The organism is Komagataeibacter xylinus NBRC 15237 (assembly GCF_001571345.1).
Lineage (GTDB): Bacteria > Pseudomonadota > Alphaproteobacteria > Acetobacterales > Acetobacteraceae > Komagataeibacter > Komagataeibacter xylinus.
In genome coordinates, this window is sequence record NZ_BCTP01000003.1 from 37,519 (window position 1) to 51,286 (window position 13,768).

General features: G+C 65.3%; 14 protein-coding genes. 10 read left to right on the plus strand and 4 right to left on the minus strand.

All coding sequences use genetic code 11. The annotated features are described in order from the left end of the window. Positions 1-67: 67 nt before the first annotated feature. Positions 68-1,138: an AbrB family transcriptional regulator gene (locus tag GXY01S_RS01815; RefSeq protein WP_082770673.1), complete on the plus strand. Its 1,071-nt coding sequence runs from the start codon at positions 68-70 to the stop codon at positions 1,136-1,138. Between the two features lie 244 nt (positions 1,139-1,382). Here GXY01S_RS01815 and GXY01S_RS01820 read toward each other — a convergent pair whose 3' ends face one another. Then, positions 1,383-2,111: an SDR family NAD(P)-dependent oxidoreductase gene (locus tag GXY01S_RS01820; RefSeq protein WP_061271688.1), complete on the minus strand. Its 729-nt coding sequence runs from the start codon at positions 2,109-2,111 to the stop codon at positions 1,383-1,385. A gap of 217 nt (positions 2,112-2,328) precedes the next feature. On the opposite strand from GXY01S_RS01820, the gene rpmI reads away from it, so the two are divergent. From rpmI to lpxB, 6 genes are all read left to right on the plus strand, one after another. Further along, positions 2,329-2,532, plus strand: coding sequence for a 50S ribosomal protein L35 (gene rpmI / locus GXY01S_RS01825; RefSeq protein ID WP_007400447.1), 204 nt, complete (start codon positions 2,329-2,331; stop codon positions 2,530-2,532). Between the two features lie 14 nt (positions 2,533-2,546). Next, positions 2,547-2,903 (plus strand): 50S ribosomal protein L20, encoded by a 357-nt coding sequence (gene rplT, locus GXY01S_RS01830; RefSeq protein WP_014104634.1) that lies wholly within the window; start codon positions 2,547-2,549, stop codon positions 2,901-2,903. A gap of 180 nt (positions 2,904-3,083) precedes the next feature. Beyond that, a complete protein-coding gene (pheS, locus tag GXY01S_RS01835; RefSeq protein WP_061271689.1) occupies positions 3,084-4,154 on the plus strand; it encodes a phenylalanine--tRNA ligase subunit alpha in 1,071 nt (356 codons plus the stop codon). 3 nt (positions 4,155-4,157) lie between these two features. Continuing rightward, on the plus strand, positions 4,158-6,620 hold the full coding sequence (pheT, locus tag GXY01S_RS01840) for a phenylalanine--tRNA ligase subunit beta (protein WP_061271690.1): 2,463 nt from the start codon (positions 4,158-4,160) through the stop codon (positions 6,618-6,620). Then, positions 6,601-7,623, plus strand: coding sequence for a phosphate ABC transporter substrate-binding protein PstS (gene pstS, locus GXY01S_RS01845; RefSeq protein ID WP_061271691.1), 1,023 nt, complete (start codon positions 6,601-6,603; stop codon positions 7,621-7,623). The genes pheT and pstS overlap by 20 nt, the downstream gene beginning before the upstream one ends. A gap of 148 nt (positions 7,624-7,771) precedes the next feature. After that, positions 7,772-8,989, plus strand: a complete 1,218-nt coding sequence (gene lpxB, locus GXY01S_RS01850) for a lipid-A-disaccharide synthase (protein WP_061271692.1) — start codon at positions 7,772-7,774, stop codon at positions 8,987-8,989. On the opposite strand, the gene GXY01S_RS01855 is transcribed toward lpxB, so the two are convergent. The 3 genes from GXY01S_RS01855 to ygfZ are packed head-to-tail and all read right to left on the minus strand — an operon-like array spanning position 8,940 to position 10,458. Next, the gene (locus GXY01S_RS01855; protein WP_061271693.1) at positions 8,940-9,179 is read right to left on the minus strand and encodes a hypothetical protein; all 240 of its coding nucleotides are present in this window, start codon (positions 9,177-9,179) and stop codon (positions 8,940-8,942) included. The genes lpxB and GXY01S_RS01855 overlap by 50 nt on opposite strands. After that, entirely contained in the window at positions 9,166-9,582 is a 417-nt protein-coding gene (gene hisI, locus GXY01S_RS01860; RefSeq protein WP_061271694.1) for a phosphoribosyl-AMP cyclohydrolase, read from the minus strand. Before hisI ends, GXY01S_RS01855 begins: the two co-directional genes overlap by 14 nt. Positions 9,583-9,627: 45 nt before the next feature. After that, the gene (ygfZ, locus tag GXY01S_RS01865; protein WP_061271695.1) at positions 9,628-10,458 is read right to left on the minus strand and encodes a CAF17-like 4Fe-4S cluster assembly/insertion protein YgfZ; all 831 of its coding nucleotides are present in this window, start codon (positions 10,456-10,458) and stop codon (positions 9,628-9,630) included. Between the two features lie 83 nt (positions 10,459-10,541). Between ygfZ and GXY01S_RS01870 the strand changes: the two genes are divergently transcribed. From GXY01S_RS01870 to GXY01S_RS01880, 3 genes are all read left to right on the plus strand, one after another. Next, positions 10,542-11,459, plus strand: coding sequence for a glycosyltransferase family 9 protein (locus GXY01S_RS01870; protein ID WP_061271696.1), 918 nt, complete (start codon positions 10,542-10,544; stop codon positions 11,457-11,459). Between the two features lie 201 nt (positions 11,460-11,660). Then, complete coding sequence (locus tag GXY01S_RS01875; protein WP_061271697.1) at positions 11,661-12,356, plus strand: hypothetical protein; 696 nt, start codon at positions 11,661-11,663, stop codon at positions 12,354-12,356. Positions 12,357-12,396: 40 nt separating this feature from the next. Next, the gene (locus tag GXY01S_RS01880) at positions 12,397-13,761 is read left to right on the plus strand and encodes an outer membrane protein assembly factor BamB family protein (protein ID WP_061271698.1); all 1,365 of its coding nucleotides are present in this window, start codon (positions 12,397-12,399) and stop codon (positions 13,759-13,761) included. Positions 13,762-13,768: the final 7 nt, after the last annotated feature.

Here is a 13,768-nt window from a genome sequence, read left to right on the forward strand (position 1 = left end):
ATTCATGCATGATTGCGTTTAGTCGAGAATTGTCATGTTCAACAGAATTCCGTCCCCGGGACCGGTAATGACTGCAAAGCGCCTGTCGTTCCAGAACAGTGGCCTCCCTGTAAAATGGTGCTGGCTCATTGTCCTTTCGGTTATTTTTACCGTTCCCCTGCATTACATGCATCTGCCTGCCGCGATCCTGATCGGCCCCATGTTTGCCGCCGTGGTCCTGGCCGTTCACGAGGCTGACCTGCCCATTCCCGCGCCCTGTTTCCTGCTGGCGCAGGGCATTGTGGGGTGCATGATCGCCCGGAGCCTTCAGCTTTCAATCTTTTCCGAGGTCATTGGCGAAGGCCCGCTTTTTCTGGGTGGGGTTCTGTGCGTCATTCTGGTCTGCACCCTGATCGGTTTCTGCCTGGCGCGCTGGAAGGTGCTGCCGGGCAGCACGGCGCTGTGGGGCGCATCGCCCGGCGCCGCCACGGCCATGACCCTGATGTCGCAGGCCTATGGCGCGGATATGCGGCTCGTCGCCTTCATGCAGTATTTTCGCGCAGCAGCAGTGGCCATGGCGGCTACCGTCATGGCGCGCAGCACGACCAGCGCGGGCGCGGCTGACGCGGGGCAGGGCTGGTTCGCGCCCGTGGCGTGGCCCGCTTTGGGTGAGACGCTCATGGTGATCGTGGCCGGGGTGGCGCTGGCGCACAGGCTGCGCCTGTCGGCTGGCGCGCTCATGATTCCGCTTGCCATCGCAACCGTGCTGCAGGATGCGGGGCTGCTGTCCATCGAACTGCCGCCGTGGCTGCTGCTTGCGGGCTACGCGATACTGGGCTGGGGCATTGGCGTGCGTTTTACACGCGCGACGCTGCATTATGCCGCCCGTGCGTTTCCCTATATCCTGATTGCGGTCGTGCTGATGATTGCAAGCTGCTGGCTGATGGCGCTTGTGCTGGTCCGGCTCAAGCATGTCTCGCTGCTGACCGCCTATCTGGCCACCAGCCCGGGTGGCGAGGATACCGTGGCCATCATCGCGGCCACGACGGCGGGGGTGGACATGCCCTTTGTCATGGCGATGCAGACCGTGCGGTTCGTGCTCGTGCTGTTTACCGGCCCTTTTCTGGCGCGCATGTTAAGCCGGTATGTCGAGCGATAGGTCCGTCAGGGCGCAGGCTGGCCATGACGTAGGCGGCACGTCTTTAGAGACTGTTTTGAAAGTCAGCGCGGAAAATATCCCGAAATCATAAGGAAGTTCTTGGTGAAGCTTTTTTCAAAAAGCTTCGAGGAACGCTCTCCCTTTTCGAAAAAAGGCGGCGACTGTTTTTCCGGGTTTGCGGTTTCAGGCAGCCTGCACGTGCAGCGGGCGGCATGATCACGCCGCCCGTGCCGTCAGGTCATGATCAGGCCGTGATGCCGCCATCGGTCGTCAGCGCCGAGCCGGTGATGAAGCTGGCCTGCGGGCTGGCAAGGAACGAGACCACGGTGGCGATATCGCTTACCTGCCCGTATTCCTTGTGGCACATGAAGCTGCGCAGCAGGTCGGCCGCCGGCCCGGTGGCGGGGTTCATGTCGGTATCAATCGGGCCGGGCTGGACCACGTTGATGGTGATGCCGCGTGGGCCGAGGTCACGCGCAGCCCCCCGGGCGAATCCGTTCAGCGCCGCCTTGGAGGCCGAATAGAGCGAAATGCCGGGGAAGGGGGAGCGATCGGCAAAGGCCGAGCCGATCAGGATGATGCGGCTGCCCCTGCTCATGTGGCGCGAGGCCTCGATGGCCTCGATCATCACGGCGCGCACGTTCAGGCCCAGCACGGCATCGACCTGCGCGTCGGTCATCTCGCTCACGTCGCCGTGGGGGTACACGCCCGCATTGCACACCAGCGCATCGATGCGGCCAAGGTCGCGCACCACCTGCTGGATCGCGGCACGGTTGCCATTGCCTTCGCCATCGCAGCAGATGGCCATGGCGCGGCGGCCCATGGCGCGGATTTCGGCCACGGTTTCCTCGGCGGCCTTCTCGTTGCGGGCGTAGGAGATGGCAATGTCATACCCGTCCTTGGCCAGCGCCTTGGCAATGCCCGCGCCAATGCCGCGGCTGCCGCCGGTTATGTAGGCTACGCGTTGGGTCATTGTGTTTTCCTCCCGGTTATTATGGTTCTTTTTCCTCCTACAGCATGGGGCGGGCAGGGGAAAGGACGGCGCAGGCCATCAAGGGGGTTGATCGGGAATGCCAGGTTGTCTATAGCCTGCCTGTTCGCGCGTCCGGGCCTGTAGGGCATGCCCGGCCGCAATGGCGTTCCTGCCTGTAACAGGGCAGGGCGCAGCCTTTAACCTTAAGGAGAAGCAAATGCCCAAGATGAAGACCAAGTCATCGGTCAAGAAGCGGTTCAAGATCACCGCCACCGGCAAGGTGCTGGCAGGACCCGGCAACAAGCGCCACGGCCTGATCAACCGCTCGCAGAAAATGAAGCGCACGAACCGTGGTTCGCAGGTGCTGACGGAAATGGATGGCCGCACTGTAAAGCAGTGGGCCCCCTACGGCCTGGCATAAGGAGCACCTGAGATATGGCACGTGTGAAACGCGGCGTAACAACGCTCGCCCGTCACAAGAAGGTTCTGGCAGCTTCCAAGGGCTTCCGGGGTCGTTCCTCCACCAATTACCGCATCGCGCTGGAACGTCTGGAAAAGTCACTCCAGTACGCCTACCGCGATCGCCGCAACAAGAAGCGTGAGTTCCGCGCCCTGTGGATCCAGCGCATCAACGCGGCCGTGCGCGAGCATGGCCTGACCTACAGCCGCTTCATCAACGGCCTGGACAAGGCTGGCATCGAGATCGACCGCAAGGTTCTCGCCGCCATCGCCTATGACGACGCGGCAACCTTTGCCGAGATCGTGAAGAAGGCGCAGGCCGCTCTGGCCTGATTCCTGTTCCCGCCCGTGTGGCGACAGGTCCACGAAACGGGTCGTCCGCAGGGGCGGCCCGTTTTGTTTTATACGATGCCCGCGCGCCCTTGCGGTTGCGGGCGCAGACACGCGCCGGGTCTGGTGGCCAGACTGATGCTCCTGCCAGCCCGCCCGATATGAGAGCCTGTGCGAGGTGCTATGAGTGACGATCTCGAAACCCTGAGGGAACAGACAGTTCAGGCACTCGCTGCCGCGACCGACCAGCGCGCGTGGGACGCCGTGCGCGTGGGCACGCTGGGCAAGTCGGGCAGGCTGACCGCGCTGCTCAAGGAACTCGGGCGCATGACGCCGGATGAGCGGCGCGTGCGCGGCGCGGCGCTCAACCGCCTGCGCGATGAACTGACCCGCCTGATCGAGGCGCGTGGCCAGGAACTCGAGGCAGCCGCCCTCAACGCCCGCCTTGCCGCCGAGCGCGTGGACGTAACGCTGCCCGGCGCGCCAGAAGCCTGCGGCCTGCTGCACCCCATCACCCGCACCATCGAGGAAATGGCCGCCATTTTCGGCGCGATGGGTTTCCAGGTTGCCGAAGGCCCGGATATCGAAAGCGACTGGCACAACTTCTCGGCGCTCAACACCCCCGCCCATCACCCTGCCCGGACCGATCAGGATACGTTCTACCTGCCGCCCGAGGCCGAGGGCCAGCCCGAGCGCGTGCTGCGCACCCAGACATCGGGCGTGCAGATCCGCACCATGCTGGGCCAGGAGCCGCCCATCCGCATCATTGCCCCCGGCCGCACCTACCGCGCTGACCATGATGCCACGCATTCGCCCATGTTCCACCAGTGCGAGGGGCTGGTGATCGAGAAGGGGATCACGCTCGGCCACCTCAAGGGCTGCCTGTCGGACTTCCTGCGCGCGTTCTTCCAGATGCCGGACCTGCCGGTGCGCTTCCGTGCCTCCTACTTTCCGTTCACCGAACCCTCGATGGAAATCGACATCGGCTGGTCACGCAGGACCGGCCAGATCGGCGCGGGCGATGACTGGCTGGAAGTGCTGGGCGCGGGCATGGTCCACCCCCGCGTACTGGCCAATTGCGGGCTGGATGCGCGGGAGTGGCAGGGCTTCGCCTTTGGCATGGGCATCGAGCGGCTGACCATGCTGCGCCACGGCATTCCCGATCTGCGCTCGTTCTATGAAAGTGATGTCCGCTGGCTGCGCCATTACGGCACCAGTCCCCTGTCTCCCGCCCTGCTGCACGAAGGTCTGTGATCGATGAAGTTCTCCCTGTCCTGGCTGCGCGAACACCTTGAGACCACCGCGACGCTGGAAGAGATCACCGCTACCCTGAACACCATCGGCCTTGAGGTGGAAGGCGTGGAAGACCCCGGTGCGGCGCTGGCATCATTCCGCACCGCCCGCATCATCGAGGCCGTGCAGCACCCCAACGCCGACCGCCTGCGCGTGTGCCAGGTTGATGCGGGCGAAGGCTTCGAGCGCGTGCAGGTCGTGTGCGGCGCACCCAATGCCCGGGCGGGGCTGCATGTCATCTTCGCGCCTCCGGGCACGCATATTCCGGCTTCCGGCATCACCATCAAGGCGGGCAAGCTGCGCGGCGAGGCCAGTGGCGGCATGCTGTGCTCGCTGCGTGAACTCGGCCTGGGCGAGGACCATGACGGCATTGCCGAACTGCCCGAGGGCACGGCGCCGGGCCAGTCCTACCCGCTCTTTGCCAAACTTGATGATCCCGTGATCGATATCGCCATCACCCCCAACCGGGGCGATGCGCTGGCCGTGCGTGGTGTTGCGCGTGATCTGGCGGCAGCGGGCCTTGGCAGGCTGAAGCCCTGGCTGGTCGAGACCGTGGAAGGGCAGGGCGAGAGCACCATCAACTGGCGCATCACCTACCCCGAGGCCTGCCCGTGGGTGCTCGGGCGCACCATCCGTGGCGTAAAAAACGGTCCCAGCCCGGCATGGCTGCGCCGCAGGCTGGAATCGATCGGCCTGCGCCCGATCTCGGCGCTGGTCGATATCACCAATTTCTTCACCCATGACCTTGGCCGCCCGCTGCATGTGTTTGATGCGGACAAGGTTCGTGGCGGTGAACTGACCCTCTGCCGTGGTGCAGGCGAGACCTTTACCGCCCTTGATGGCAGCGAACACGTCATGACCCCCGATGACTGCGTGATTGCCGATAGCAGCGGCGTGCTGTCGCTGGCAGGTATCATGGGCGGGGCGGAGAGTGGCGTGAGCGCGGAGACGACCACCGTGTTCGTCGAATGCGCGCTGTTCGACCCCGTGGCCATTGCCCTGTCCGGGCGGCGGCACAACCTGCACTCCGATGCCCGCCAGCGTTTTGAACGTGGCGTGGACCAGGCCCTGCCGCCCGCAGCCCTCGAGGCCGCGACGCGCATGATCATCGAACTGTGTGGTGGCGTGGCCGATAACGTGGTCTCCGCCGGGGGCGAGCCTGCATGGCAGCGGCAGGCGCATCTGGAGTTCGCCCGTCTTGAAACCCTTGGCGGCCTGGTGGAAGAGCCGGATCACGCCGTGCACCTGCTTGAGGGGCTGGGCTTCGAAGTGCGCGAATGCGATGCCCGTCACGTGGTGGTGGATGTGCCCTCATGGCGCAACGACATTGCAACGCCCATGCTGCTTGACCAGCAGCCCGGCCTGCCCGAGGCCCGCGCCAGGGCCGCGGCGGAAGGGGCTGTGGCGATCAACCCCGAAGTGGACCTGATCGAGGAAGTGCTGCGCCTGCGCGGGCTGGATAGCGTGCCCGCCGTGTCGCTGCCGGTGCACAGCGCCGTGCCATTGCCAGCCCTGACGCCGCGGCAGGCCCGCACTGCCAGCCTGCGCCGCACGCTTGCCGCGCGCGGATTGCTCGAGACGGTGGGTTTCTCCTTCGTGGCGCAGGAACAGGCCGCCCAGTTTGGTGAAACGCCTGCTGATCTGCACCTGCTCAACCCCATTGCCGCTGACCTTGACCAGATGCGCCCCACTCCGCTGGTCAACCTGCTGGCCGCCATCAAGGCGAATGCAGCACGGGGCTACCCTGATATCAGCCTGTTCGAGGTTGGTCCCGGCTTTGATGCCGATGGCCAGAAGCAGGTTGCCGCCGGTATCCGCAGTGGCCATTCGGCCCGCCAGCCCGGCCAGCCCGCCCGGCCGGTTGACCTGTGGCAGGTCAAGGCCGATGCGCTGGCTGCCCTCTCGGTGATGGGGGCTGCGATGGAAGGGCTGAGCCTGAGCGCCGATGCGCCCGCTTACTACCATCCGGGCCGCTCGGGCGTGATCCGGCAGGGGCCTAAGCTGGTGCTGGGCCATTTCGGGCAGTTGCATCCCGCCCTGCTGGCCGCGCGCGGCATTGATGTGCCGGTCTGTGCGTTCACGCTGTACCCCGATGCGGTGCCCGAGCCCAAGCGCAGGCGCAAGGGGCCGCCCGCGCTCTCATCCTTCCAGCCGCTCAAGCGTGATTTTGCGTTTGTGGTGAGTGCGGATGTGTCGGCGGAAAAACTGCTCAGGGCCGTAAAGGGCGCGGAACGCAACCTGATCGTGGCCGTCAGCCTGTTTGATGTGTATGAGGGCGACAAGGTGCCTGCGGGCCACAAGTCGCTTGGCATCGAGATAACCCTGCAGCCAATGGACGGAACCCTGACCGATGCGGAGATCGAGGCTGTGTGTGACCGGGTGGTGGCCGCCGCGCATAAAAGCTGCAATGCCGTCCTGCGGGGCTGAGCGGCGCGGCTGGGGGCTGGGGCTGGCAGCAATGCTGGCCGTGGCCAGCACGCCCGCCCTTGCCACCGACATAACCGGCGCAGGCTCCAGCTTTGGCGCGCCGATCTATGGCGCGTGGGGGGCTGGGGCCGCAAAGGCCACCGATATCCGCCTCAATTACCAGACCATCGGCTCAGGGGCAGGGCAGAATCAGGTCAAGGCCCGCACGGTGGATTTCGGGGCCTCTGACGCGCCCATGAGCGCAGCCCAGCTTCAGCAGAACGGGCTGGTCCAGTTTCCCACCGTGCTCGGCGCCATCGTGCCGGTGGTGAACCTGCCCGGTATTGATGCCAGCCAGTTGCGGCTGACCGGCCCCCTGCTGGCCGATATCTATGGCGGCGAAATCAGCATGTGGAACGACCCGCGCATTGCGGCGGAAAACCCCGGCCTGACCCTGCCCGCCATGCCCGTGGCCCCCGTGCGCCGGGCGGACGGGTCGGGCACGACCTTCGTGTTCACGTCCTACCTTGCCCGCGTTTCGGAGCACTGGGCGCACGAGCAGGGCAGTGGCACCTCGATTGAATGGCCGGTGGGCGAGGGCGCGCGGGGCAATGACGGCATCGCCGCCGCCGTGCGTAACACCGAAGGCAGCATCGGCTACCTTGAATATGCCTATGCGGCAGGCAATCACATGCCCATAGCCCAACTGCGCAATCATCATGGTGAGGTGGTGGCGGCGGATGATGCAAGCTTCCGCCAGGCTGTGACCACGGCCCACTGGTCAACCGATGCCAGTCATTCCGCCGATGTGCTCGATGGCGATGGCACCGGGGCATGGCCCATCATGGCTGCGACCTATGTGCTGATCCCGACCGACCGCGCTGATACGCCACAGGGCCGGGCGGTGCGGGAATTCTTTACCTGGAGCATGGCGCATGGCAGCGAGGCGGCGGTGACGCTGAACTACGTGCCGCTGCCCGATGATATCCGCGCCAGCATAACGAGCCTGCTCAAGGCCCGGTAAGCGGCCAAAAAACTGTAAAGAAGTTTTTGGTGAAGCTTTTTTCAAAAAGCTTCAGACCTGAAACAGGGCAGGGATCACGCATGGGGCGGCAGATATTTTTGCCACTGCCATTTGCGCCTTTTGTCCCGACACGATAAGCCGGTCTGGCATGACCAAGCCTTCATTCCCCCCTGCGCCTGCGGGCGTTTCCCCCTCCGGCCCGACCATATGGATCATGGCGGGGGAAGCCAGTGGCGACGTGCTGGGCAGCCGCCTCATGATCGCGCTGCGCCAGTTGCGGCCTGACCTGCATTTTGCGGGTATCGGGGGGGAGCGCATGCACGCACAGGGACTGCAATCGCTTTTCCCGCTGCGTGACCTTGCGGTGATGGGCCTGCTTGAGGTGCTGCCGCGCATCCGCCACCTCTCGCGCAGGCTCGATCAGGCCGTGGCGGATATTACCGCGCGCAGGCCCGCGCTGGTCATTACCATCGACAGCCCCGGCTTTACCCTGCGCCTGCTGCGCCGGATCGCGCCGCTCTCCATTCCCCGCCTGCATTACGTGGCCCCGCAGGTCTGGGCGTGGCGCGAGCACAGGGTGCGCGAATTCCCCGGCCTGTGGGAGCGCATGCTGTGCCTGCTGCCCTTCGAGCCGGAATTCTTTGCCCGCCACGGCATCGAAGCGCGGTTTGTGGGTCATCCGGTGGTGCAGTCGGGGGCTGATGAAGGTTCGGCTGCGGCCTTCAGGGCGCGTTACAAAATTGCGCCGGATGCGCCCATTCTCGTGCTCATGCCCGGCAGCCGCCGCTCGGAGGCGCCACGCCTGCTGCCAGCTTTTGGCCGTATGCTGGCCCTCGTGCAGCGTAACAGGCCCGATATCGTGGCCGTGGTGCCGGTCGCGCCCGTTATTGCCGATATTGTGCGAGCGGGCGTGGCCCGGTGGCCGGTGCGGCCCCTGATCGTGACCGATGTGCATGACAAGCATGATGCGTTTGCCGCGGCCTCCGCAGCACTGACCAAGTCAGGCACCTCCACGCTGGAACTGGCCATGGCCAACGTGCCCATGGCCGTGACCTACCGCGTTAATCCGCTGACGGCGGCCATCGCGCGGCGGCTGATCCGCGTGCCCTACGTGGCCATGGTCAACCTGCTGGCGGGCCACAGGCTGGTGCCCGAACTGCTGCAGGAGCGCTGCACGCCCGAACTGCTGGCCGCCACCGTCGAGCGCCTGCTGGCGGACCCGGCCAGCCGCGACCTGCAACGCACCGGGTTTGCCCATATCCGCACGGTCCTGCACGGCCCGGGCGAAAACCCGGCCCATGCGGCGGCCCGCGAAATTATTGACCTGCTTGAGGCGGGGCAGGCGGCGCAGGCTGGCCCGGCGTAGCAGGCGCGCTTGCTGCGGCAGGCGGGGAGGCGGGTTCGTTTTCCGAGATCAGGGCATGCATTTCGTTGCGCAGCATGAAAAAGCCCATGAGAACCGTGCCCACCACGGTAATGCCGATCCAGACCAGCTTGCTGATCTGTTCGCGTCTTTCTTCCTCGTTTTCCTGCATGATCCGTTCAGCCCTTGCCATAAAGTGTTTCAGCCGCAATTTCGGGCTGCGTAATCTCCACAATTCCTTCGGGGCGCAGCGCGTTATAGAAGCAGCTGCGCCGCCCGGTGTGGCAGGCAACGCCTTTCTGGTCGACAAGCACCAGCACGGCATCGCGGTCGCAATCGAGCCGCGCATCCACCAGCGTCTGCACCTGGCCTGATGTCTCGCCCTTGCGCCACAGGCCCTTACGGCTGCGCGAATAGTAGCATACGCGGCCCGTGCGCAGGGTTTCGTCGAGTGCCTCGGCATTCATCCAGGCCAGCATCAGCACCTCGCCGCTGTCATGCTGCTGGGCAATGGCGGCAATCAGGCCATCGGCATTGAATTTGACGCGCTCGATCATGGCGGCGCGCGTGCTCGGTTCAGGTGGCGTGTAAGGCATGGGTCTTGACCTTGAAACGTGAAATAAAGGGGTGGGTGCAGCGCCCTATTGCGGCTTTGCCGGCAGGCTGAACCACTGCGGCAGATGCACCTGCACCCCATGGCCCGCCGCCACAAGACCCGTATCGTGCAGATGCTCGCTGCGGATCATGGCCAGCCCCGCGCCATCGCGGGAGGAGCGCATCTCGCCCACCGTCTTTTCTCCAGCCATGACGGGCGTGCCCGGCACGGGCAGGTCGGCAGGGGCGGATACGGGCACGAGATGGCGGCGCACCAGCCCCCGGTAGCGCGTGCGCGCGGTCAGTTCCTGACCCATGTAGCAGCCCTTGGTCCATGAAATGCCATTGAGCTGGTCGAAATTGGCTTCGAGCAGCAGGGTTTTGTCGCTTTCGCAGTCACGCGGCCCATCGGGCAGGCCAAGGGCAAGGCGGTGGCGGTCATAATCCGCTTCATCAGCCGTGGGGTGAGGCGTGGGATGACCCAGCAGGAAGCGCCAGCCCGCCTGCGCCACGCGCGGGTCGGGGGCGGCGGGGTAGCCTTCGGGCGGGGTGAAGCCTTCGCCCCAGGCCGCGTGCACGGCGTAGCCGGTCTCGCCCAGTTCAACCTGCGCGCGCAGGCGGTAGCGCGACAGGCGCTGGCGCAGCATGTCGGCCTGGCTGGCCGTGCAGTCAAGCAGCAGGCGTTCGCCTTCGGGGTCGGCAAAAACGAAGAAATCCGCCAGCCATTTGCCCTGGGCCGACAGGAACGCGGTCCAGGCCGCCCGGCCGGGCGCAACCGTGGTCATGTCGTTGGACACAAGACCCTGCAGGAAGGAGACGCGATCAGCGCCTGATATGCCGAGCACGCTGCGGTCGGAAAGGTGAGCAATTCTGGCCATGGGTGCAATCTGGCCACGCCCGCGCCCGCAGGCAAGGGCAAAGAGAGGTTGGCACGCACGCAAAACCTGACTAGCACCGAAAAATGCACATCCTGTTCATCACATCCACCCGGCTGGGTGATGCCATTCTCTCCACCGGGCTGCTTGATACGCTGCTCAGGCGCTACCCCGAGGCCGATTTCACCATTGCGTGCGGGCCGGTGGCAGCGGGGCTGTTTGCGCACATGCCGCGCCGCGTGCGCACGATCGAGATGGTCAAGCGCCCGCGCAACATGCACTGGGTCGATCTGTGGCGGCAGTGTAGGGGGCGCAAATGGGATCTGTGCGTGGACCTGCGCAGTTCGATCGTGAGCTATTTCCTGCGCGTGGGCGAGCGCCACGTCATGCAGGGCGGGCGCCGCAGGGGGCCGCGGATCACGCATATCGGCAACCTGCTCGAACTCGATCCCGCGCCGCTGCCGGTTACGTGGACAAGTGCCGCCGAGCGCACGGAGGCCGCGCGCATGCTGCCCGATGATGGCACGCGCTGGATTGCCCTTGGCCCCACCGCCAACTGGGATGGCAAGATCTGGCCGCCCGAGCGGTTTGTCGCGGCCTTCAAGGCCCTGCAGGCCGATGATCCGCGCCTGCGGCCAGTCATCCTGTATGGCCCCGGCGAGGCGGAGCGCGCCCGCGCCCTGCCGGTGATCGAATGCCTGCCCGATGCGCTGGATACCGGGGGGAGCCTGTCAGTCACGCAGGTTGCCGCCCTGCTCGCGCGGTGCACGCTGTTCATTGGCAATGATTCGGGGCTCATGCATCTGGCTGCTGCCAGCCAGATCCCCACGCTGGGCCTGTTTGGCCGTAGCAAGGCGATGGAATACGCGCCGGCTGGCCCGTGGGGGCGGGTGGCCATGGCGCCAGGCCCGGTGGGCAATGCGCCGATGGAGGGGCTGAACGTGAAGCAGGTGGTCCAGACCGCGCAGATGCTCATGCGCGACCGGGCGCATGCGAAACGGTGAAAAAAGCCGATTTTTTGCATTTTCCGCCCGCTTATCGCTGGCGGTGCAAAACAGGCCGGTCTATGTGATCGAACAGGCGGAAATGGGCTGCGGCACTGGCCGGGTGGTTTGCCGTGCCGCGCCGGGCCGGATATGCTGGCTCAGGGATCACGACGCGGAAGGCGCCATGCGCCACGCAAGCGAGCAGGGAACGACACGAACGTGGCTGACGACATCTTCATGGAAGTCGATGAGGAAATCCGTGCCGAACGCATCCGGGCACTGGCGCGGCGCTATCTTGTCGTGGCCGGTGTCGTGGTGGCGGCCGTGTGCATTGGCGCGGGCGGGTGGCAGTATTCCGTCTCGCGCGCCCACAAGGCGGATGCCGCCGTCTCGGCCGCCTATTTCGCCGCCATGCAGGATGTCGCCCGCCCGCCCGATGCCACGGGTGTCGATGCCAGCCTGACCACACGGCAGAAAAAGGGCCTGCAGGCGCTTGAAGCACTGGATGCACGGGCCCGCCCGCCGCTGCGCGCGCTCGAGCGCATGGAGCGCGCGGCCCTGCTGGCCCAAAGTGGCAGCCTGCCCGCGGCCCTGGCCCTGTGGGATGGCGTGAGCCAGGAACACGCGGTTGACCCCACCATTGCAGCGCTTGCCAGCCTGCTATGGGTGCAGCACCAGATTGATGGCGGCGACCCCGCCACCCTGCGTTCGCGCCTTGCGGTCATTGATGGCGCGGGCCAGCCGTGGCGCGGCCAGGCCATCGAGGCGGAAGCCCTGCTTGACCTGAAAACAGGCAAGGACGCAGATGCACGCGCCAAATTCGAACGACTGGCGATGGACATGACCATTGCAGATGGCGTGCGCAGCCGCGCCGAAGCCATGCTCCAGACGCTTGGAGATGACGCTGGTGGCTAGTCCTGACCCCGCATCCCCCACGCCGACCAACAGGAAGACCATGAAATCAGCCCTGAGCCGCCGCCATGTGTTGCTGGGCACGGGGGCAGCCCTGCTGGCCGCCTGTTCCGGCGAGCAGAAAAAAGCCCCGCTGCTGATCGGTCACCGTTCGGATGTGCTGCACACCGCCGCCGGGCTTACCGTCGACCCCGAGGAAACGCAGGCCGTGACCGTTCCCGCCCCCACGGCGCTGAACGCATGGCCACAATCGGGCATCACGCCCGATCATGGGAGCCGCGATATCGCCTGGACCAGCCAGATGCGCCATGAATGGACGCATGATATCGGCGCAGGCAATTCCGAGCCGGAATGGCTGTCCTACGTGGCGCTTGGTGATAGCGGGCGCGGTATCATCCAGGCCACGCCCGTCGTGCAGGATGGCCGGATCTTCGTTGCTGACGCGCAGGGCGTGATCCGCGCCTATCGCTGGCCCGGCATGCACAAGCTGTGGGAATACAACCCCAAGCCGCGCAAGATGATGTCGAACAATCTCGGCGGTGGCATCAGCGTGGACAAGGGCACGCTGTACATCGTCGATGGCATCGGGCAGGCGCTTGCGGTCGATGCGGCCACCGGCAAGCTGAAATGGCGCGTCAACATCCAGACACCGGGCCGTTCCGCACCCACCATCGCCGATGGACGGTTGTTCTTTGGCACGATTGACGAACACCTGTACTGCCTTGATGCGGAAAACGGCAACGTGGTGTGGACCTATGCCGCAACAGCAGCCGATACCATCATTTATGGCCAGCCCGCGCCCGCCGTGGCCGATGGCGTGGTGCTCGCGGGCTTTGGCTCGGGCGATCTGGTGGCGCTGCGTGCCGAAGGCGGCGAAGTGGTGTGGGCCGACACCCTGGGCAGCACCAACGGCCAGCAGGCGCTGATCGATTTCTCGTGCGTGCATGGCATGCCGGTCATTGCCGATGGCACGGCCTATGCCATCAGCACCGGCGCCGTTCTGGTCGCCATCGACATGCGCTCGGGCCGCAGGCTGTGGGAGCGCGGCATTTCGGGGCAGAACACGCCGCTGGTGATTGGGGACTGGATCTTCCTCATCTCCATGGACCAGCAGGTGGCCTGCCTTGACCGGCTTTCAGGTCATGTGCGCTGGATCACGCAGTTGCGGCAGTATGAGAATTCCGACAAGCAGAAGCGTGGCATCGTGTGGAACGGCCCGATTCTGGCAGGCGGCAAGCTGGTGTTCATATCGAACTTCAAGCAGAACGGTGTTGTCATCATCGATCCCGCGCAGGGGCATATCGACTCCCTGCACGAACTGCCAGCCGAGGTGACGACAGCGCCCATCGTGGTCGATAATACGCTGTTGCTCATGGATAATAACGGCTACCTTATGGCCTATACCTAAAAAGAAA

What these genes read in the sequence shown, in the direction of transcription:
- GXY01S_RS01870 (WP_061271696.1), top strand. Translation starts at nt 10,542, where the DNA reads ATGCACATCCTGTTCATCACATCCACCCGGCTGGGTGATGCCATTCTC.
- ygfZ (WP_061271695.1), bottom strand. Translation starts at nt 10,458, where the DNA reads ATGGCCAGAATTGCTCACCTTTCCGACCGCAGCGTGCTCGGCATATCA.
- GXY01S_RS01815 (WP_082770673.1), top strand. Translation starts at nt 68, where the DNA reads ATGACTGCAAAGCGCCTGTCGTTCCAGAACAGTGGCCTCCCTGTAAAA.
- pstS (WP_061271691.1), top strand. Translation starts at nt 6,601, where the DNA reads ATGCCGTCCTGCGGGGCTGAGCGGCGCGGCTGGGGGCTGGGGCTGGCA.
- rpmI (WP_007400447.1), top strand. Translation starts at nt 2,329, where the DNA reads ATGCCCAAGATGAAGACCAAGTCATCGGTCAAGAAGCGGTTCAAGATC.
- rplT (WP_014104634.1), top strand. Translation starts at nt 2,547, where the DNA reads ATGGCACGTGTGAAACGCGGCGTAACAACGCTCGCCCGTCACAAGAAG.
- pheS (WP_061271689.1), top strand. Translation starts at nt 3,084, where the DNA reads ATGAGTGACGATCTCGAAACCCTGAGGGAACAGACAGTTCAGGCACTC.
- GXY01S_RS01880 (WP_061271698.1), top strand. Translation starts at nt 12,397, where the DNA reads ATGAAATCAGCCCTGAGCCGCCGCCATGTGTTGCTGGGCACGGGGGCA.
- GXY01S_RS01820 (WP_061271688.1), bottom strand. Translation starts at nt 2,111, where the DNA reads ATGACCCAACGCGTAGCCTACATAACCGGCGGCAGCCGCGGCATTGGC.
- pheT (WP_061271690.1), top strand. Translation starts at nt 4,158, where the DNA reads ATGAAGTTCTCCCTGTCCTGGCTGCGCGAACACCTTGAGACCACCGCG.
- hisI (WP_061271694.1), bottom strand. Translation starts at nt 9,582, where the DNA reads ATGCCTTACACGCCACCTGAACCGAGCACGCGCGCCGCCATGATCGAG.
- GXY01S_RS01855 (WP_061271693.1), bottom strand. Translation starts at nt 9,179, where the DNA reads ATGGCAAGGGCTGAACGGATCATGCAGGAAAACGAGGAAGAAAGACGC.
- lpxB (WP_061271692.1), top strand. Translation starts at nt 7,772, where the DNA reads ATGACCAAGCCTTCATTCCCCCCTGCGCCTGCGGGCGTTTCCCCCTCC.